Annotated in this window: 26 protein-coding genes and 1 pseudogene; 10 read left to right on the top strand and 17 right to left on the bottom strand. The window is 68.7% G+C overall.

Annotation, left to right across the window (positions count from 1 at the left end; all coding sequences use genetic code 11):
• The first annotated feature begins 61 nt into the window (after positions 1-61).
• Positions 62-652 carry an N-acetyltransferase gene (locus tag V9G19_RS01325; protein ID WP_462283693.1) on the top strand — a complete coding sequence of 197 codons (591 nt, stop codon included), beginning with the start codon at positions 62-64 and terminating at the stop codon, positions 650-652.
• Positions 653-738: 86 nt separating this feature from the next.
• Here V9G19_RS01325 and V9G19_RS01320 read toward each other — a convergent pair whose 3' ends face one another.
• The 4 genes from V9G19_RS01320 to V9G19_RS01305 are packed head-to-tail and all read right to left on the bottom strand — an operon-like array spanning position 739 to position 3,832.
• Entirely contained in the window at positions 739-1,119 is a 381-nt protein-coding gene (locus V9G19_RS01320; RefSeq protein WP_462283692.1) for a type II toxin-antitoxin system VapC family toxin, read from the bottom strand.
• Positions 1,116-1,358, bottom strand: a complete 243-nt coding sequence (locus V9G19_RS01315) for a type II toxin-antitoxin system VapB family antitoxin (protein WP_462283691.1) — start codon at positions 1,356-1,358, stop codon at positions 1,116-1,118. Before V9G19_RS01315 ends, V9G19_RS01320 begins: the two co-directional genes overlap by 4 nt.
• Positions 1,359-1,415: 57 nt before the next feature.
• A complete protein-coding gene (locus V9G19_RS01310; protein WP_462283690.1) occupies positions 1,416-2,120 on the bottom strand; it encodes a VOC family protein in 705 nt (234 codons plus the stop codon).
• 56 nt (positions 2,121-2,176) lie between these two features.
• Positions 2,177-3,832 carry an ABC-F family ATP-binding cassette domain-containing protein gene (locus tag V9G19_RS01305; RefSeq protein WP_462283689.1) on the bottom strand — a complete coding sequence of 552 codons (1,656 nt, stop codon included), beginning with the start codon at positions 3,830-3,832 and terminating at the stop codon, positions 2,177-2,179.
• 52 nt (positions 3,833-3,884) lie between these two features.
• Here V9G19_RS01305 and V9G19_RS01300 point away from each other — a divergent pair.
• A pseudogene (locus V9G19_RS01300) lies at positions 3,885-4,058 on the top strand (GNAT family N-acetyltransferase); the annotation flags it as partial.
• A gap of 244 nt (positions 4,059-4,302) precedes the next feature.
• Here V9G19_RS01300 and V9G19_RS01295 read toward each other — a convergent pair.
• From V9G19_RS01295 to V9G19_RS01275, 5 genes are all read right to left on the bottom strand, one after another.
• Entirely contained in the window at positions 4,303-4,836 is a 534-nt protein-coding gene (locus V9G19_RS01295; protein ID WP_462283688.1) for an ArsR/SmtB family transcription factor, read from the bottom strand.
• Positions 4,837-4,972: 136 nt separating this feature from the next.
• Positions 4,973-5,218 (bottom strand): hypothetical protein, encoded by a 246-nt coding sequence (locus V9G19_RS01290; RefSeq protein ID WP_462283687.1) that lies wholly within the window; start codon positions 5,216-5,218, stop codon positions 4,973-4,975.
• A gap of 35 nt (positions 5,219-5,253) precedes the next feature.
• Positions 5,254-5,424: an SDR family NAD(P)-dependent oxidoreductase gene (locus V9G19_RS01285; RefSeq protein ID WP_462283686.1), complete on the bottom strand. Its 171-nt coding sequence runs from the start codon at positions 5,422-5,424 to the stop codon at positions 5,254-5,256.
• Complete coding sequence (locus V9G19_RS01280) at positions 5,421-5,927, bottom strand: zeta toxin family protein (RefSeq protein ID WP_462283685.1); 507 nt, start codon at positions 5,925-5,927, stop codon at positions 5,421-5,423. The genes V9G19_RS01285 and V9G19_RS01280 overlap by 4 nt, the downstream gene beginning before the upstream one ends.
• A gap of 10 nt (positions 5,928-5,937) precedes the next feature.
• The gene (locus V9G19_RS01275; RefSeq protein ID WP_462283684.1) at positions 5,938-6,279 is read right to left on the bottom strand and encodes a TA system antitoxin ParD family protein; all 342 of its coding nucleotides are present in this window, start codon (positions 6,277-6,279) and stop codon (positions 5,938-5,940) included.
• A gap of 129 nt (positions 6,280-6,408) precedes the next feature.
• On the opposite strand from V9G19_RS01275, the gene V9G19_RS01270 reads away from it, so the two are divergent.
• Positions 6,409-6,768 (top strand): ArsR/SmtB family transcription factor, encoded by a 360-nt coding sequence (locus V9G19_RS01270; RefSeq protein WP_462283683.1) that lies wholly within the window; start codon positions 6,409-6,411, stop codon positions 6,766-6,768.
• Complete coding sequence (locus V9G19_RS01265; RefSeq protein WP_462283682.1) at positions 6,765-7,862, top strand: cation diffusion facilitator family transporter; 1,098 nt, start codon at positions 6,765-6,767, stop codon at positions 7,860-7,862. Before V9G19_RS01270 ends, V9G19_RS01265 begins: the two co-directional genes overlap by 4 nt.
• Positions 7,863-8,138: 276 nt before the next feature.
• On the opposite strand, the gene V9G19_RS01260 is transcribed toward V9G19_RS01265, so the two are convergent.
• The 4 genes from V9G19_RS01260 to V9G19_RS01245 form a co-directional block, all read right to left on the bottom strand.
• Positions 8,139-8,411 carry a hypothetical protein gene (locus tag V9G19_RS01260; protein ID WP_462283681.1) on the bottom strand — a complete coding sequence of 91 codons (273 nt, stop codon included), beginning with the start codon at positions 8,409-8,411 and terminating at the stop codon, positions 8,139-8,141.
• A 266-nt stretch (positions 8,412-8,677) separates the two neighbouring features.
• A complete protein-coding gene (locus V9G19_RS01255; RefSeq protein WP_462283680.1) occupies positions 8,678-9,085 on the bottom strand; it encodes a PIN domain-containing protein in 408 nt (135 codons plus the stop codon).
• Positions 9,082-9,294 (bottom strand): ribbon-helix-helix domain-containing protein, encoded by a 213-nt coding sequence (locus V9G19_RS01250; RefSeq protein WP_462283679.1) that lies wholly within the window; start codon positions 9,292-9,294, stop codon positions 9,082-9,084. The genes V9G19_RS01255 and V9G19_RS01250 overlap by 4 nt, the downstream gene beginning before the upstream one ends.
• 168 nt (positions 9,295-9,462) lie before the next feature.
• On the bottom strand, positions 9,463-10,047 hold the full coding sequence (locus V9G19_RS01245) for a hypothetical protein (protein WP_462283678.1): 585 nt from the start codon (positions 10,045-10,047) through the stop codon (positions 9,463-9,465).
• A gap of 98 nt (positions 10,048-10,145) precedes the next feature.
• On the opposite strand from V9G19_RS01245, the gene V9G19_RS01240 reads away from it, so the two are divergent.
• Both V9G19_RS01240 and V9G19_RS01235 read left to right on the top strand, forming a co-directional pair.
• On the top strand, positions 10,146-10,379 hold the full coding sequence (locus V9G19_RS01240) for a hypothetical protein (protein WP_462283677.1): 234 nt from the start codon (positions 10,146-10,148) through the stop codon (positions 10,377-10,379).
• Positions 10,372-10,782, top strand: a complete 411-nt coding sequence (locus V9G19_RS01235) for a PIN domain-containing protein (RefSeq protein ID WP_462283676.1) — start codon at positions 10,372-10,374, stop codon at positions 10,780-10,782. Before V9G19_RS01240 ends, V9G19_RS01235 begins: the two co-directional genes overlap by 8 nt.
• 39 nt (positions 10,783-10,821) lie before the next feature.
• On the opposite strand, the gene V9G19_RS01230 is transcribed toward V9G19_RS01235, so the two are convergent.
• Genes V9G19_RS01230 through V9G19_RS01220 form a run of 3 tightly spaced genes read right to left on the bottom strand, consistent with a single transcriptional unit; the run spans position 10,822 to position 11,761 of the window.
• On the bottom strand, positions 10,822-11,106 hold the full coding sequence (locus tag V9G19_RS01230) for a hypothetical protein (RefSeq protein ID WP_462283675.1): 285 nt from the start codon (positions 11,104-11,106) through the stop codon (positions 10,822-10,824).
• 27 nt (positions 11,107-11,133) lie between these two features.
• The gene (locus tag V9G19_RS01225) at positions 11,134-11,520 is read right to left on the bottom strand and encodes a response regulator transcription factor (protein WP_462283674.1); all 387 of its coding nucleotides are present in this window, start codon (positions 11,518-11,520) and stop codon (positions 11,134-11,136) included.
• 40 nt (positions 11,521-11,560) lie between these two features.
• Positions 11,561-11,761, bottom strand: a complete 201-nt coding sequence (locus V9G19_RS01220) for a hypothetical protein (protein ID WP_462283673.1) — start codon at positions 11,759-11,761, stop codon at positions 11,561-11,563.
• 135 nt (positions 11,762-11,896) lie between these two features.
• On the opposite strand from V9G19_RS01220, the gene V9G19_RS01215 reads away from it, so the two are divergent.
• Positions 11,897-12,232 (top strand): hypothetical protein, encoded by a 336-nt coding sequence (locus tag V9G19_RS01215; RefSeq protein WP_462283672.1) that lies wholly within the window; start codon positions 11,897-11,899, stop codon positions 12,230-12,232.
• A 44-nt stretch (positions 12,233-12,276) separates the two neighbouring features.
• On the opposite strand, the gene V9G19_RS01210 is transcribed toward V9G19_RS01215, so the two are convergent.
• Positions 12,277-13,179: a tetratricopeptide repeat protein gene (locus tag V9G19_RS01210; RefSeq protein WP_462283671.1), complete on the bottom strand. Its 903-nt coding sequence runs from the start codon at positions 13,177-13,179 to the stop codon at positions 12,277-12,279.
• 455 nt (positions 13,180-13,634) lie between these two features.
• Here V9G19_RS01210 and V9G19_RS01205 point away from each other — a divergent pair, with 455 nt between their 5' ends.
• The 3 genes from V9G19_RS01205 (at position 13,635) to V9G19_RS01195 (ending at position 16,444) form a co-directional block, all read left to right on the top strand.
• A complete protein-coding gene (locus V9G19_RS01205) occupies positions 13,635-14,069 on the top strand; it encodes a hypothetical protein (RefSeq protein WP_462283544.1) in 435 nt (144 codons plus the stop codon).
• Positions 14,070-14,156: 87 nt separating this feature from the next.
• Positions 14,157-15,632 carry a DDE-type integrase/transposase/recombinase gene (locus tag V9G19_RS01200; protein ID WP_462283670.1) on the top strand — a complete coding sequence of 492 codons (1,476 nt, stop codon included), beginning with the start codon at positions 14,157-14,159 and terminating at the stop codon, positions 15,630-15,632.
• The gene (locus tag V9G19_RS01195) at positions 15,629-16,444 is read left to right on the top strand and encodes an ExeA family protein (RefSeq protein WP_462283669.1); all 816 of its coding nucleotides are present in this window, start codon (positions 15,629-15,631) and stop codon (positions 16,442-16,444) included. The genes V9G19_RS01200 and V9G19_RS01195 overlap by 4 nt, the downstream gene beginning before the upstream one ends.
• The last annotated feature ends 45 nt before the right edge of the window (positions 16,445-16,489 follow it).

Raw genomic sequence — 16,489 nt, 5'->3', positions numbered from 1 at the left:
CCGACCGTGCGGCGCCGCCCCGAGTGCCGCCGCCCTCAATGTCCCCGGAATGGAGTTCGGCATGGCGACTGAATCGGCATACACCTTCGCGGGGCTCAGCCCGCAGACGTGGCCCGCGTTCGATGCCCTGGTGCAGCGGCACAATGGCATCTTCGGCGGCTGTTGGTGCATCTGGTTCCACCCCGACGGCCCCGAGCGGGGTCAGGGAGCGGAGGCCAACCAGGCGCTGAAGAAGTCCTACGTCGAGCAGGGCAAGGCCCACGCCGCGCTGGTCATGGACGGCGAGGAGGCGATCGCGTGGGCGGAATACGGCACCCCGGCCGAGCTGCCGACCATCCACCATCGCAAGGAATACGACGCAACCAAGGCGGCGGACCCCGACTACCGGATCACGTGCGTCTTCGTCGACAAGAGATATCGCCGCCACGGCGTCACAGAGCTGGCGATCACCGGCGCCCTCGACCTGATCGCCCAGGCCGGCGGCGGTCGGGTCGAGAGCTATCCGCACGACCTGACCAACCAAACCAAGAAGATGAGCTCGTCGTTCCTCTACAACGGCACCCGCCGGCTCTACGAGCGGCTCGGCTTCACCTATGACCGGCCCAAGGGGCTGAAGAACTGCGTCATGGTCAAGACGGTCGACCCCGCGTGATCCCCGGCGATCGCCAGCTGCTCCGAGCGCAGTGGCGCAGCTCGATGCCGCCGCGATCGTGCGGGCCGGCGCGCCGAGGCGCAGACTCAGCGCGCCGCAACCACGTCTGTGTGGCTGAAGTCGGTCCCTTTGAACAGCAACGAATCCTCGGCCAGTTTGGCGACGGCATACGACAGACAATCACCGAAGTTCAGGCGTGCGGGGGAGCCCGAGCCCCGTCCATAGGCGGCGTGCGCCCGCCGTGCCACGGCCAGGTGGTCCGCGGTGAAGGCCACGACGTCCACGCGTGCTCGGGCCAAGAGGTCGTCCACATCCGCGGCCCGGCTGGGGCCGGCGACCATGGCAATTTCGAGGACAGTCGGGGCACCGATGGCCACGCTGTCGGCCTCGCGGATAAGCCGGGCCAGTTCGGGCGCTTCCGGCTCACTCCGCAAGATTGCGATGACCGCCGAACTGTCCAGGATCACCTGGGCAGCCCATCGCCGTCATAGAGGTCGGCCTCGTCCAGGAAGGGCTCCGTTCGGGCGCTGCTGCGGCGGCCGATGGCAAGCAAGTCGTCGACCATCGTGTCGTCCTGGGCGATGTCATGCCGCAATGCCTCCTGCAACGCGGCGCGCACGGCGCCGGTCGCGGAGGTCCCGCGCCGACGGGCGAGTTCGCGAGCCAGCCGGTGAACTTCGGGATCTTTGATGTTCAGGGTCGCCATACCGGGAATTCTACCGTGCGAAGGTAGAACCGTCATGACCGAGCGAGGCGCGACCGGTCACTCGTTGGTCGCGGCGGAGGTGTCGACGCACAGGATGCCCCGATTGCCGTCCTGGTCGGCGATCACCGTCAAGCCGGGTGCTTCGCTGTCATCGACCACGGTCCCTCCCGCGGCGATCGCGGCGGCGAGCCGCTGCTCGGTGGCCTCCGGGGCGACATACACCTCGACGTGGAAGCGCTGACGCGCGTCATCGTCTGCCGCGTCACCGAACCACAGGTTCGGCACCCGCAAGGTGGCGTCGCGGATCTCGTCGCTGGGTGATCCGTGGCCCTGGGCGGCGGGATCCCCGGTCAGCAGGGCGGCCCAGACCGGGGCGATGGTCGCGGAGTCGGCGGTGTCGAGGCCGAGTTCGAGGACGCTGACCGAGGCCGGGTCGGCCGTGAGCCCCTGGTTCGCCGCGATCTCGGTGATCCGCCGGGCCAGGTCGAGGTCCTGCTGGGTCGGCCATTCGACGACATACTCGGTGCCGACCTCGTCGCGATAGATCGCGTCCGCGGTGAGCAGCTTGAGGTCGACATATCCCGCCCCCACCGCCACGCTCGGATGGTGCCCGGCCGCGTCGCCCGCCTCCCCCACCACGGCAAGGAAGCGGACGCCGGCACCGAAGTCGTCGACCAGGTAGCGGGCGTGCAAGCCCTGGGCCAGCTTGCGCCAGTCGGTCAGCTTTGCCTCGGCGATCTGCTCGCCCCTCAGCATGTCCATGCCCGGGCAGCCTACCGTCGGCCCACCTCATGCCGGCGAGAAAGCGTCGCACCCGGTCATTCGGCGAGGATCTCCCGGACCTGTCCGGCGTCGACCTCCCAGCGCCGGGTCAGCCGCACCGTCTCGAGCATGCGGCGGTCGTGAGTGACGAGCAGGACGGTACCGTCGAAGGCATCGATCGCCTGCTCCAGCTGCTCGATGGCCGGCAGGTCGAGGTGGTTGGTCGGCTCATCGAGGACGAGCAGGTTGACGCCCCGGGCCTGCAGCAGCGCGAGGGCGGCCCGGGTGCGTTCGCCCGGGGAGAGCGTGTCCGCCGCCCGAGCGATGTGGTCGGCGCCGAGCCCGAACTTGGCGAGCAGGGTGCGGACCTCGGCGTGGGACCACGCCGGCATCTCCTCCTCGAATGCGCGGCCGAGTGGCGCGTCGACCTCGAAGGCCGCTCGCGCCTGATCCACTTCCCCCACAACGACACTCGCTCGCAGACCGGCGGACCCCGAGGCCGCTTCGAAACGCCCAAGGAGCAGCGCGAGCAGGGTCGTCTTGCCGGAGCCGTTCGGGCCGGTGATCGCGACCCGGTCGCCGATGTCGAGTTGGAGGGTCACCGGGCCGAGGGTGAAATCCCCTCGCCGGACACTGGCATTCGAGGCGGTGGCGACGATATCGCCGGACCGGCCGGCGGAGGCGATGGTGAACTGGAGCTGCCACTCCTTGCGTGGCTCCTCGACCACATCCAGCCGCTCGATCATCCGCTCGGTCTGGCGCGCCTTGGCGGCCTGCTTCTCCGAAGTCGCCTTCGCGTGGTGGCTGATGAACTTGTCGCGCTCCTTGCCGGACTTCTTCTTGCGCAGCGCATTTCGCGTGCCCTTGTCCATCCAGGCGCGTTGGCGCCGGGCCCGCTCCTCCAAGCCGGCCTTGCGCGCGGCATACGACTCGTAGCTCTCGCGAGCCCGGCGGCGGGCGATCGAACGCTCCTCCAGGTAGGCGTCATACGACCCGCCATAGGTCGCGACCCGCTGCAGCGACCGGTCGATCTCGACGACGGTCGTGACTGTGCGAGAGAGGAATTCGCGGTCGTGACTGACCAGGACGCACGGGGCGTCGAGGCCGAGGATGAACTCCTCGAGCAGGCCGAGGCCGGCGGCGTCGAGGTCGTTGGTCGGTTCGTCGAGGAAGTAGGCGTCCCACCGGGAGAGCAGCAAGGCCGCCAGGGAGACGCGCGCCGCCTGCCCGCCGGAGAGGCTGGACAGGTCGCGGTCGACGTCGACCGCCAGGCCCAGGTCCGCGGCGACGACCTCGAGTCGCTCGTCGAAATCGGCCCCGCCGAGGGCAAGCCAGATCTCGAGGGCATGCGCGTAGGCGTCGTCCGCTCCGGGCCTGCCGCCGGCGAGGTCGGAGGCCGCGGACTCCATCGCGTCCTGTGCGTCCGCAACGCCGGTCCGGCGGCGAAGTTGCTCCCGGATCGTCTCGCCCGCGAGAGTGTCCGGAGTCTGGTCGAGCAGGCCGAGCCGCGCGTCTTTGGGTTGCACGACAACCGAACCCGAGTCCGGTGCCCGTCGCCCGGCAAGGACCCGCAGCAGCGTCGACTTGCCCGCTCCGTTCGAGCCGACCAGCCCGACGACATCGCCTGCGGCGACGATGAGGTCGAGCCCGGAGAAGAGTTCCCGGTCTCCGTATGCCGCGCCCACACCTCGTGCCTGGATCGTCGCCGTCACCCGGTGATGGTGTCATGACGCCAGCCGGTGTCGGTGCCCCCGGTCAGTGGCGATGGGTTTCCTCGAGCTGCAGGACGGGTCGGGGCAGCCGGGTATGCCGACGCTCACCCAGGGTCTGATCGGCTACATCGTCGACCCCGCGGCCTGGCGCACCGGTGTGGCCGGTGCGCTCGTGCGCGGTCTGCTCACCGCCGCCTTCGACCGGCTCGGGCTGCGCCGCGTCGTGGCCTACTGCAATGCGGACAACATCGGCTCGGTCCGCGCCTTGAAGAAGGCCGGTATGCGACGGGAGCGACATGGCATCGAGGACAGTTGGCACCGCGAACTCGGCTGGATCGACGGCATCAGTACGCCATGCTCCGCCGCGAATGGGATAGAGGTGACCAGCAACGGTGACCGCGAGGGCCTGCCGCGCCAAGGTCGTCGCGGCACGCGCCACGACCCTACGCGTTCGCCTTGCGTCCGCCGGCTCAGCTTTGTCGGCGGGCCACGTGGCGGGCGGGGTGGCTGGCGACGAGGATCCCCCATTCCCGCGACTCGGGCTGCCGGGGCCGGTTGTCGTACTCCAGGACCAGATCATCGATGCGGTGGGTGAGCTCGGACATCTCCTCGGCCGTCAGCATCAGGGTGCCGTGGAGCAGGGTCCGCTCCGAGAGGGGGGCCTGCCCGAAGGCCGTCGTGAAGGCGCCGATGACCGGGTCGGTGACATCGCCGACGTTGGTGTTCGTCAGCTTGTCGGTGGTGCGGTAGGGGATCTCCTTGGCACCGCGGTTGCCGCGCCGGGCCGGGAGGGCCTCGAGGAAGCCGGTGTCACGCAGGGTGCGCACGTGATGCAGGGTCGTGGCCGGCGGCATCTCGAGTGCCTCGGCGATGGCCCTGTTGGTGAGGGGCTCGTGGTCGCAGAGATATATGATCCGCCAGCGCACGCTGGACGCGAGCGCCCGCGCCTCGGGGTCGGTCAGAGCCCGCTTCGGCTCCGGACCCACTGACTCTGCACGCGTCATACGGCCCACCCTATACCAGTGATTGATAAGTCTCAATCACTTGAGATAAGAGTGCTCGGCACTTCCCAATCACTGGCTCGCTCGGCGCCACGCGATGCGGAAAACTCACGGAAAGAACACGATCGATGATCGACGTCTAATCCGGGACGGACACGGCGGACCCGCGGTCTCGACGGCCATCTCGTTCGTGCGTGACACGCGCGTGGATCTGGCCTTCGCCGGCCCGATCGTCGGGGCGGTCCTGTTCCTGCTGTGGGCGAACCTGCTGATCAAGCGCAATCATCGCCAACTCATCCTCGATGTCGGTTTCGAGGAAGCTCCCGCCGAGACTGCGGCCGGCGTTCAGCGCCGCGATATCGAGCGGGCGACCGAGCGCCTCCACCTCGCTCCATACCAGGTCGACGCCCGCGCGAGTCGTCAGGCCAGCGCGGACGGGGTGGACCGCCACTTGCGGAAGTTCGTCGACGAGGTCCCCGACCTTGGCGCTGGACCGACGTCCACGATGTCGAAGCCGCGCGCCGCGAGATTCCTGGCAATCTCGAGACCGATGCCTGCCGAGGCTCCCGTGACAAGGGCAAGTTGGTTCATGACGCCCAATCTGCCACCGGGTCGTCTCTGCCGACGGCCTGAGCCACGTTTCGATCTCGACACCCCCCGTGTTCGACGTGCCGGCACAACCTGTCGCGCTGCACCGGGCGCCGGAGCCCGGCCCGCTCACAGGTGACGGGCCAGCGCGCGGCATACCCCGCCCTCAGGTTGTCAGGACGGACCTCCACGGGAACCATCACCACCTGGAGGTGGACGAGGTAGCCCGCCACGCGGGCACGGCGAACCAGGTCCACCTTGCTCGGATGGCTGAATACAGTCGCGGCGATGAACGAAGCCCGTTGGGCGAGGAGTTGGTCCCGTTGCTCGGCAGCGAGCTCGGCGGCTTCGTATGCGTGCTCGACCTCCTCGCCGGGCCAACGGGCGGCCAGGATGTCGGCATTGACGAAGGGGAGGTGGGTTCGAGGAAGGAGCACCCGGGTCGCGAGGGTGGATTTGCCGGCCCCGTTGGGGCCGGCGAGGAGGTGCAGAACCGGGGTGCTCAACCCGGGGTGCTCAACCGCGGGTCGCGGGCGCGAACTTCAGCACGGCCGCGCCGGAGCCATCACCGACGACCCACGTGCCGCCCTCGACCGTGAACTCTTCTTCTAAGTTTAGGTTGGCCATGTCGTCGGCGATCTGCTCATCCCACACCGCGCGGACGACGGCTTGCTCGCGTTCACGCAGGTCGTCATACCCGCCTCGGCCGGCCAGCACGGCAGCGACGTCGCGCAGACTGACCCCCGGCGACCGCTCGAATTCGCGGCCAATCCGTGCCCAGTGTTCGACCTGTTGGGCGCCCGAACGACTGTGGGTCTTGCCAGCAGCCTTCGCCGCCTCGAACAGGTCCACATCCACTCGGGCCGGCACCGTCCCCATGAGTTGAGTGTAGGAACCTGCTACGCCACCCTGGACGACAAGGGGTTGTCGCGCCCCGGGGATGTCGACCGGTTGCTGCGATACCAGGCCAGAACATAGTATTTGCGCATGCACGCAGATATGCAGGGTTCACCGTGGGCTTCCGATGTCGTCACGCTCGCCGTGGAAGTCCTCAGAGTCCTCGCCGACCCGACGCGCTTACAGATCGCCGGCCTTCTGCTCGATGAGGAGAAGTCGGTCTCGGACCTGGCTGCCGAATTGGACCGGCCGGGCCCAGGGGTGTCGCAGCACTTGGCGAAGATGCGGATGGCGCGGTTGGTGACCACCCGGCGGCAGGGGACCTCGGTTCTCTATCGGGTCGAAAACGACCATGTACGCCAACTGGTGATCGACACCATCGGCCATGTGGAGCATCTCCTCGAGGAGATTCCCGCCCATCACCGCCCGCTGCGGGCGGCATCGTCATGAGCCACCGAGCCAGCGATCCGGGCCACGACCACCCGCCCCCACCCGCACACGACCACGACCCGCTGGCCCCTGGAGCGCACGATCACGACCGCGATCATGGTCACCGACATGATCATGGTCACCGGCATGATCACGCAGACCAGGGTCTGTGGGGCCGGCTGCGCCATGCCGGCTCGGAACTGGTCGGCGGCCACTCCCACGACGTCGCCGACCAGATCGACGACGCTCTCGAGGCCGACAGCCGGGGGCGGCGGGCGCTCTGGATCAGCTTGGGGGCGTTGGGGGTCACCGCGATTCTGCAAGCCATCGTCGTCGTGCTGTCCGGAAGTGTCGCTCTGCTCGGCGACACCCTGCACAACATCGCGGACGCCCTGACCGCGATCCCCATCCTGATCGCCTTCACCCTCGCCCGCCGGCCGGCCAACGACCGGTTCACCTACGGCTACGGGCGAGCGGAAGACCTCGCCGGCATCTTCGTGGTCGCGATGATCAACCTCTCGGCCGTGCTCGCGGCATACGAAGCGATCCAGCGGCTGCTGCACCCGCAGGCGGTGACCCACCTGCTTGCCGTGGCCGGCGCCGGGGTCATCGGCTTCATCGGCAACGAGCTCGTTGCGCGCTACCGCATCCGCGTCGGTCGCCAGATCGGCTCGGCCGCACTCGTCGCCGACGGCCTGCACGCGCGAACTGACGGGTTCACCTCACTGGCTGTGCTGCTCGGCGCCGGCGGCGTGGCGCTGGGCTGGGACTGGGCCGACCCGATCATTGGACTGGTCATCACGCTCGCCATCCTTGGCGTCCTCCGGTCGGCCGTCGCCCAGGTGGGCGCGCGGCTCATGGACGCCGTCGACCCCGCCCTGGTCGCGAGGGCACGCAGATCCTTGGCCACGATGACCGACGTCGCCGAGGTGGGCACCCTGAAGCTGCGCTGGATCGGGCACACCCTGCATGCGGAGGCCGACCTGACGACCCCGTTGCCGACGCTGACCGAGGCGCACGACCTAGCCCATCACGCCGAAGAACACCTGCTCGAGGTGTTGCCGCGCCTGACCTCGGCCACCGTGCACGTCGGGCCCTCGGGTTCGCACGGCTGAACGAATCCACCTACTGTCCCCCCAGGCTGGATCCCCTGCGGGCCCCACAGGTTATCGCTGGGCGCACGTGTCTTGTCACGCAAGAGCAGTCAGGGCTTGACAGGGGTCGGCACCAGGGACGAGCGATAGGTTCCGTCACCCAGTTGCCCCCGTCGTTGTTGTCCCAGCAGTAGTCCGCTCCGTTTTCGCCGATGACGCATGAGTTCTGGTAGGCCGCCGAGGTCCCATGCGCGCCGGGACCCACCTTTGACCAATTCGCAGGGAACTCGCAACTATTTACGTCACATTCGAGTCCATCCCGACGACCGCGGCCGGTTTCGCGGTGTCGTCCGTGGCCGACCCGAGCTGGCCATAGGTGTGGGAGCCCCAACAGGACATGGCAGCGTCGACGGTGACACACGAGTGATCAAAGCCGGCGCTCACCTGAGTGGCGCCAGTGCTCATCCCGATGACCGGCTTGGGCGCCGTCACCGTCTGTGGACCGCGTAAGCCGTCACCGAGTTTGCCGTCCGACCCGTCGCCCCAGCAGAACGCCGCTCCCGAGCGCACCGCACAGGAGTGGTGGATGCCGGGGATACCCCTTCCGCGGGGAATTGGGCGTCACCGCCCCCTGGCCATTCGCGGCAACTCTCACTGCGCGCGCTGCTATCACGCCCACTCCGGTCGCGAAGGCCTTGCTGGTCACCAACACTCGTCCCACCTTGTCCCCCCGGAGGCCGGTCGCGGCCGCTGCGAACGCAGAGCGCCTCCTCAGCCTCGACCCGATCGGTGCGTGAGTCAAGAGGCGGCTGCGCGGGCGCCGCGCCCCTGCCGGGTCACGGGAGAATGCGCGGTGCGGACCCGTCATCGAAGCGCAGGATGGTGAAATGGCGACGGTCGAGGGTCGCGATTTCGCGTGTCTTGTATGCCTGTGCGAGCACGATGTTCGCGGCGTCGGTCACGCCGATCGGGACATCGCAATAGGCCTCGACGATTCGGGCCGCCCTTGCCAGGCGGTGGCGGTCGATCTCAGCGAGTTCCCACGCTCCGCCAGCGAGTTCGGCGAGCACGGCGCGCTGGGCGTCAGACCCATGCCGGGTGAGGACGAGGTAGTCGAGTTCAGCTACGACGAAGGGTGAGACGACAAGTGGTTCGCCGCCGGCCTCGATCGCAGCGACGACCGCGGCGTGTTCGGTTTCCCCCGAGTCGAAGTACGCCAGCAGAGCGCTGGTATCGACGATCATGCGCCAAATCCCTCGGCAAGGAGGTCATCGACACGATCGGCAATCGGTTCGCGGCCTCGGAAGATGCCTGCCCGTGGGCCAACCGGCCGATTCATCAGCGTCGCGCGAAGCGAGTCACGGACAACCTCGGCCTCAGATACTCCCCGTCGACGCGCTTCGACCTCGACGGCTGCCTTGATCTCGTCGGGCAAATACAGCGTCGTCTTCATGCCATATAAGGTACCATCGGTGGCATAACCCCAAGGGGTCTCGGCATGACGTCACAGGTTGGAGGCGATGCGCGTCGTCGCTGAGCTGCGGAACGCCGTAGACCCGAGCTGAGCGAGACCGGTGAGGGCGACGAGGTCGCGCAGGGCGGCGTTCCGGCCCCCCGGGAGCTACCAGGAATCCGGGGGTTCACCCCAGTCGACCGGTGATGCGTATGACGAGTAGTACGGCGCGGCATCCTCGAACATCCGGTCCACGCCCGCGCGCACGGTGTCGAGCCACAGCTGCTCCAGCCGGCCATGCAGTCCTCGGTCGTGCAACGCGCGGGCCACGGAGGCGCGCACCGGACGTGACACGACGCGCGGCATCGTCGCCGTCAGGCAGGCGAAGGCGATCAGCTCATCATCGTCCAGTCCGGCGACCCCGGAGCGGATGGGCGGCGGCGGATAGGCCGGGCGCGGTGGCTCGGTGCACAGCTGCGTGCTCCAGTCGTAGTCGGGGTCTCGCTCCAGGTGGCGCTGCAGGCGGGTGATGGCATGGTCGCGAGGCAGCATTCGCTCATCGACGGGCAGCATCCGGCGGGCCCGGTCGAGGATCGAGTTGGCGCCGCGCTGGAGGACCTCGCAGATGTGATCGAGACTCGAGCCCTCCCTCGCGAGCCGCACGAGAGTGTCGTAGTCGTCGGGAGTCCACGGCTGCCCCGACCGGGCCGGCGGTGGCGGTTTGGGCACGGATGTCAATGGCGTGATCGTCATGCCTACAGAGTGCCGGTAAACGCCGACACCCCTCCGGAGTTATCCACATATCCACAGGGCCGTCTCGGTGCTACACGAGAGTCGTGCTACACTACCTCATGGCGAATCTCACCATTAGCGTCGACGACGCGACGCTCAAGCGCGCCAGGTTGCGGGCCCTGCAGCGGGACGAGTCGGTCAACGCCTACCTGGCCGAGGCCCTTCGCCGTTATGCAGACGCTGGCGATGCGATGGAGACAATGGCGCGCGTGCTCTCGATCGCCGAGGCATCGACGCATGGCACGGGGCGCGGGGGCCGGGCGTGGACCCGCGATCAGTTGCACCGTGCCTGACTTCCTCGACACCAATGTGATCGTCTACGCATTCGACAACGACGAGCCGGTCAAGCAGCGGGTGGCGCGTCAGCTGATGCGCGAGCGTCCCGACGCGGTGATCAGCACCCAAGTCCTCCTGGAGTGGTATTCGGTCGTGACCCGGAAGTTCTCCCCGCCGATGCCGTCGGACCTGGCCGATTCGGCGTTGGCGTCACTGGCCGAGCTCGACGTGGTCTCTGCCGACGCGGAACTCGTCCTGCGGGCGGCGCAAACCGCCGCGGTGCATCAGGTTTCCATCTGGGACGCCATGATCATCGAGACGGCCAGCCTGGCTGGCTGCGAGACGCTCCTGAGCGAAGACCTCAGCGACGGCGCGTCCATTCGGGGCGTGACGATCCGGAATCCGTTCCCCGTCGAGTGAGCGGGACTTGCCAAGCGTGCGACACCAACTCCGCGTCGATCAGAGCCCACGGTGCTGGGCCCACAGGGTGGCGGCCTGCGTCGCTGCCGCCTCGATCAAGGCAATCACCGCCGCGGTCTGCGGCACGGTGAACGCGGTGTACCCGCCGCGGCCGCCGGCAATCGGCCGGCCGTATGCCTTGGCCGCGAGATGGCCGTCGGGTTGAAGCCGGACGGTGATCGACGTGAGGCGATACTCCTGCCCGCGCCGCTCGTCGTTCCATTGCAGATCGTCGGGGATCGCGACGTTGAGCGCCAATGCGGCTACATCCGGAGCGTCAGACACCTGATCAGCATCCAAGCGCCTGACGCGCTACCGCAAGGACCTTTCATCCGAGGCCGCGGACTGCTGCACGCCCGTGTACTCCCTATCCATCGGCGGCGGCGGTCGGCACCGGCCCGGCACCGTTTGCGGGCTTGCCGCTGGTTTGATCTGCCGTGTTGTGGGCCGGATCAAACCGGAGGGGTCACACCCGTTTGGTGTGGTGGGCCAGATCGCCATCTCGACCCGGGTGCGGACGTGGAGCTTGGCCATCACCGAGGTGATGTGGAACTTGACCGTACTCAAGCCGATGAAAAGCTCGGCGTTGGTCCGGCCGCGGGCCACCAGCACCAGCACCTCCTCCTCACGCTCGGTGAGCGGACGATCGGCTGGCTGACCGTCGTCGGCGCTCGGTCGACGAAGGTCGCCAGCAGCCACCGCGTCACGTTCGGGGCGATCAGCGCGTCCCCGTTGGCGGTCACCAGCGGGCGACTGCGGCGCCAAGCTCCGGGCTCTGGCTCAAGAACGGTGCCGGCGCCTGGGTCGCCTCGAAGCCGCCCCCGGCAGCGCTGACCGGGGCCGCCAACGCCAGCGGCCCCTTGGACATCGACCTGCTCTGGGCTTCCGGGCCCGCCGTCACCGACGCCACATTCATCAGCGGCCCCGGCAACAGCGCCAACCCCGGTGGGATCTGGCGCTACAAGTGGAGCGGCACCAACTGGGGCGGCGGCATGTGGACCAAGGTGACCAACTCCTCCCTCTCCACAGGCGCCATCGACATCGCCGGCAAGGGCACCGGATCCGCCTTCACGCTGTGGGCCGTCAATCCAACACGACCTACAAGGCAACATCACCGGTCACCTCCGCGACCGCCGCGTTGACCGCGGTCGCAACCACCCCCAACGGTGTCGCGGTCGCCGCCGCACGCACCGCCGACCGGATCGCCGTAGCGACCAAGGCCACCGCCGGCGCCGAACCGACCCTGTGGACCTTCACCACCTCCGCGGCCAACCTGACCAACGCCCTCAGCGACAACCCCGACTACCAGGGCCAAGGCCGCTTCCCCCAGGACCTGGCGCTCAGTTCGGACGGCACCCGCGCCGATATCTCCACCGCAGGTCAAGGAGTCGCCGCCGTCGACGGCCTCTAACTCACCCCATCGAACCCTCGCAGCGCGCGGGAGCCACCGTTCGCTCAACGTGACGAGTCGGCGGCCCGCCGCCAACGGGTGAGTTCCCTCCTGGTTTTTGCCGTCCCCGGATGCTCCGGGCCGAGAACCCGCTCGGTGTCCGGAACCAGTTCGGCGAATGCGGCGGCTGCGGCGGCCGGGTCACCCGCGTACCCCTGCCAGAGGGCGAGATTGTGCCGAGTGGTCAGAGTGTCCGGGTGGTCCGGGCCGAGGACCCGCTCGTGGATCCGACGTAGCTGATCGAACGCGTCGGCCGCTGCGGTGGGATCGTCCGCCTTTCCCTGCCAGAACGCCAGATTGCCGCGGGTCGCTAATGTTCGAGGATGCTCCGGCCCGAGGACCCGGGTCAGATCCGACAGCAGTTTCTCGAACTCCGTCATCGCCGCGCCTGGGTTCCCGGTCTGGCCCCACAGCAGGGCCCGGTTGTTCCGGGTGGTCAAGGTGTCGGGGTGATCGGGGCCGAGGAGCCTCTCCTGATCACGGACAAGACTGTCGAATGCCTGTGCGGCGCCACGGATATCGCCTGCATCCAGGCGCCAAACAGCCACGTTGTTCCGGGTGATCAGGGTTTGGGGGTGTCCGGGGCCAAGGACAAGTTCCTCGTCCCGCAGAAGCTCCTCGAACGCTGCCGCCGCGCCTGCCGGGTCCCCGGCGTGGCCCCGCCAGAGGGCCAAGTTTCCTCGGGCGGTCAGGGTGTTCGGATGGTCGGGACCGAGGGCCGTTGTGGTGTCCTGGACCAGCGTGTCGAACTGCGCGACAGCGCCGGCGGCATCACCGGCTTGTCCCCGCCAGGATGCGACGTTGTTCCGGGTGGCCAACACGGCGGGATCGTCGGGCCCCAGGATCGCCTCGCGTGCGGCGAGAACGTCACCGTATTCGCGGGCGGCCCGGTGAGGGTCGCCGGACATGCCCCGCCACCCCGCGAGCTCGTGGCGGATGGTCAAGGTGACCAAATCGTCTGTTGACCGTCGCTCTGGGTGACGACGTGGGGGCCGTGATCTGTCATCGAGGTTGCCGACGGGCGGTCGCATTGGTTTGAGTGTGGTGTTCGTGGTCCTCGGCGCCATCACTGTGCCGGGCTCGGGCAAGATGGGTGGGGTATTGGACGTTCACGGCCCTCGCGCGTGAGGTGTCGTGGAAGACGTCGCGGGAGGGCCGTGCCGGATGCGCGGAGGCATCGGTGCTCACAGTAGAAGGTGATCAGGCTCGGGTCGAGTCGCGGTTGGTGTCCGGACAGATCGGTTGTCCGGGGTGTTCTGGAGAGCTGCGCCCGTGGGGGTGGGCGCGGCCGCGGCGGGTGCATGGCATCGAGGCGGTGGTGCGTCCGCGGCGGGCTCGCTGTCCGGGGTGTTTGCTGACGCACGTGCTGTTGCCGGTGACGCTGTTGTTGCGGCGGGGGTACGCGGCCGGGGTGGTCGGTGCCGCGCTGACCGCTCGCGCGAGGGGGTTGGGACACCGGCCGATCGGGCAGGCGTTGGGGGTGCCGGGGGCGACGGTCCGAGGCTGGCTGCGGGTGATGGGCTCCCGGCTTGACCCGGTCCGGTCGTGGTTGCTGCAGGTCGCGGCCCTGGCCGGGGTGGACTGGGTGGTGCCCCAAGCGCAGGGGTGTCGGTGGCGGGACCTGTTGGCTGCCCTGGCCGCGGCGAGCGAGGCGGTCACGGGCCGGTTCGGCCGGGATGGGGTGCTCGGCCCGGTGACGGGCTGGCAGGTCGCCGTCGCCTGTTCCGGTGGTCGGCTGTTGGCGCCGGGGTGGCCGCCGGTCTGGCCGGGGCGGGGCGGCAACACGAGTTGCCCCTGACGCCTGGCCCGGGCAGGCGGCATCGTCGTAAGGGTTGTCCCTGACCGTGCCGCGGTCAGGTATTCCCCTTGCTTCAGAGGAGTTGTCGTGGAGTGCACACCCGAGCAGGAGGCGCACAAGCGGCGTGAGCGCGCGCAGCTGGTGGCGTTGTTCCGCTACCAGCTGATTAGTCCGGCCCTGGATCCGGGCTTGTCGCGCAAGGCCCGCGGGAAGGTGGTGCGCGCGATCGCGGCCCGCAGCCACGTCGGCCCGTTCGGTGGGCAGCACACCTACTCGCGGGACACATTGGATCGGTGGATCCGCCGGTACCGCGCCGGCGGGTTCGAGGCGTTGACGCCCTCGCTGCGTCAGCCGGGTTCCCGGATCGACACGGCGGTGCTGGAGCTGGCGGTCGCGCTCAAACGGGAGAACCCGGCCCGGACAGCGGCGCAGGTCGCGCGGATCCTGCGGGCTTCCTCGGGGTACTCCCCGTCCGAGTCGACGCTGCTGCGGCTCTTCCACCGGCACGAGCTGATCGGCCCAGCGACCGGGCAGGCGCCGGTGTTCGGCCGGTACGAGGCCGACGCGCCGAACCAGCGGTGGGTCGGGGACGCGTTGCACGGGCCGAAGATCGGCGGGCGCAAGACCTACCTGTTCGCCTTCTTGGACGATCACTCCCGCCTGGTGGTCGGCTACCGGTTCGGGTTCGCCGAGGACGTGATCCGACTGGCCGTCGCCTTGGAGCGCGCGTTGGCCTGCCGCGGGGTGCCCGGCGCCTGCTATGTCGACAACGGCTCGGCCTACGTCGATGCGTGGCTGCTGCGAGCCTGCGCCAAGCTCGGTATCCGGCTGATCCACGCCACCCCACACCGACCCCAAGGCAAAGGCAAAATCGAACGATTTTTCCGCACCGTACGCGAGCAGTTCCTCGTCGAGGTCCCCGACACCAGCGCCGCCGACCTGGCCGAACAGGCCACCACCGCCGCGGCGGCGCTGCTGGAACTGAACGCGCAGTTCACCGCCTGGGTCGAGTCGCTCTATCACCACCAGGTGCACTCCGAAACCGGTCAGAGCCCACTGACCCGCTGGAACGACGGCTGGCAGGCCGCCGGGCACGGCCCGACCATGCCAGCCGCGGACGCGTTGACCGAGGCGTTCTTATGGTCCCAGCTGCGCACCGTCACCAAGACCGCCACCATCAGCCTGCACGGCAACACCTACCAGGTCGAACCCGCCCTGGTCGGACGCAAGGTCGAACTCGTCTTCTCCCCGTTCAACCTCGAACAGATCGAGGTCCGCCACAGCGGACGCTCCTACGGCCAAGCCGTCCCACACGTGATCACCCGACACACCCACCCCAAGGCCCGACCCGAGACCCCCGAACCAGCCCCCGCCACGACCGGGATCAACTACCTGAACCTGCTCACCGACACCCACCACACCCACGTCGCCGACGACGAACGGATCGGCTTCCACGCCCTCTACGCCAACAGCCCCGAAGCCACCACCGAGCAGATCCCCGGGCAACTGTCCCTCGATGAAATGCTCACCGACACCACCTCGCGGCAGGACGCGGCCCGGTGAGTATCCAACGCCTGCAATCCTACTGGGGATTCACGGCCATGCCGTTCGGCCGGTCCCTGGCCCCCTCGATGCTGCACCGCCACGCCGGGCACGCCGAGGCCATGGCCCGCATCGACTGGTGCATCAGCCAACACGCCCTCGGGGTGATCACCGGCGAGGTCGGCGCCGGCAAGACCGTCGCCATCCGCGCCGCCACCGCCGCCCTGGACACCTCCCGACACGTGGTCATCTACCTGCCCAACCCCTCCGTCGGCGTCCGCGGCATGCTGCACCACATCACCTCCGCCCTCGGGCAAACCCCCACCTTCTACACCGCCACCCTGGTCCCCCAAGCCGCCGAGGCCCTCGCCGCCGAACACGCCGAACGCGGCCGCACCCCCGTCCTGGTCTTCGACGAAGCACACCTGCTCGACAACCCCCAACTCGAAGCCGTCCGCATGATGACCAACCACGGCATGGACTCCGGCGCCCCGTTCGCCGCGCTGCTAGTCGGACAACCCACCCTGCGCCAACGACTCCGCCTCGGCGTGCTCGCCGCCCTCGACCAACGCATCGCCGTCCGATACACCCTCACCGGGATGACCCCCGACGAAACCAGCGACTACATCACCCACCACGTCAAGATCGCCGGACGCACCGACACCCTCTTCAGCAACGACGCGATCACCCTGATCCACAACGCCTCCCGAGGATACCCACGCGCCATCAACAACCTCGCCGTCAACGCCCTGATGGCCGCATTCGCCAAAGACACCAACATCGTCGACGAGAAAGCCGCCCGCATCGCGATCTCCGAAACCGGCGCGGACTAACCAACCCCCGTCACCACGCCGAGCACCCCGTCACCACGCCGACCA

Origin of the sequence: Nostocoides sp. (assembly GCF_037045025.1) — a bacterium.
Classification (GTDB): domain Bacteria; phylum Actinomycetota; class Actinomycetes; order Actinomycetales; family Dermatophilaceae; genus Nostocoides_A.
The sequence above is the reverse complement of the archived record's forward strand: the minus strand, read 5'-3'. Positions and strand labels throughout refer to the sequence as shown.

What these genes read in the sequence shown, in the direction of transcription:
- V9G19_RS01325 (WP_462283693.1), top strand. Translation starts at nt 62, where the DNA reads ATGGCGACTGAATCGGCATACACCTTCGCGGGGCTCAGCCCGCAGACG.
- V9G19_RS01315 (WP_462283691.1), bottom strand. Translation starts at nt 1,358, where the DNA reads ATGGCGACCCTGAACATCAAAGATCCCGAAGTTCACCGGCTGGCTCGC.
- V9G19_RS01310 (WP_462283690.1), bottom strand. Translation starts at nt 2,120, where the DNA reads ATGGACATGCTGAGGGGCGAGCAGATCGCCGAGGCAAAGCTGACCGAC.
- V9G19_RS01295 (WP_462283688.1), bottom strand. Translation starts at nt 4,836, where the DNA reads ATGACGCGTGCAGAGTCAGTGGGTCCGGAGCCGAAGCGGGCTCTGACC.
- V9G19_RS01285 (WP_462283686.1), bottom strand. Translation starts at nt 5,424, where the DNA reads ATGAACCAACTTGCCCTTGTCACGGGAGCCTCGGCAGGCATCGGTCTC.
- V9G19_RS01270 (WP_462283683.1), top strand. Translation starts at nt 6,409, where the DNA reads ATGCACGCAGATATGCAGGGTTCACCGTGGGCTTCCGATGTCGTCACG.
- V9G19_RS01265 (WP_462283682.1), top strand. Translation starts at nt 6,765, where the DNA reads ATGAGCCACCGAGCCAGCGATCCGGGCCACGACCACCCGCCCCCACCC.
- V9G19_RS01255 (WP_462283680.1), bottom strand. Translation starts at nt 9,085, where the DNA reads ATGATCGTCGATACCAGCGCTCTGCTGGCGTACTTCGACTCGGGGGAA.
- V9G19_RS01250 (WP_462283679.1), bottom strand. Translation starts at nt 9,294, where the DNA reads ATGAAGACGACGCTGTATTTGCCCGACGAGATCAAGGCAGCCGTCGAG.
- V9G19_RS01245 (WP_462283678.1), bottom strand. Translation starts at nt 10,047, where the DNA reads ATGACGATCACGCCATTGACATCCGTGCCCAAACCGCCACCGCCGGCC.
- V9G19_RS01240 (WP_462283677.1), top strand. Translation starts at nt 10,146, where the DNA reads ATGGCGAATCTCACCATTAGCGTCGACGACGCGACGCTCAAGCGCGCC.
- V9G19_RS01210 (WP_462283671.1), bottom strand. Translation starts at nt 13,179, where the DNA reads ATGTCCGGCGACCCTCACCGGGCCGCCCGCGAATACGGTGACGTTCTC.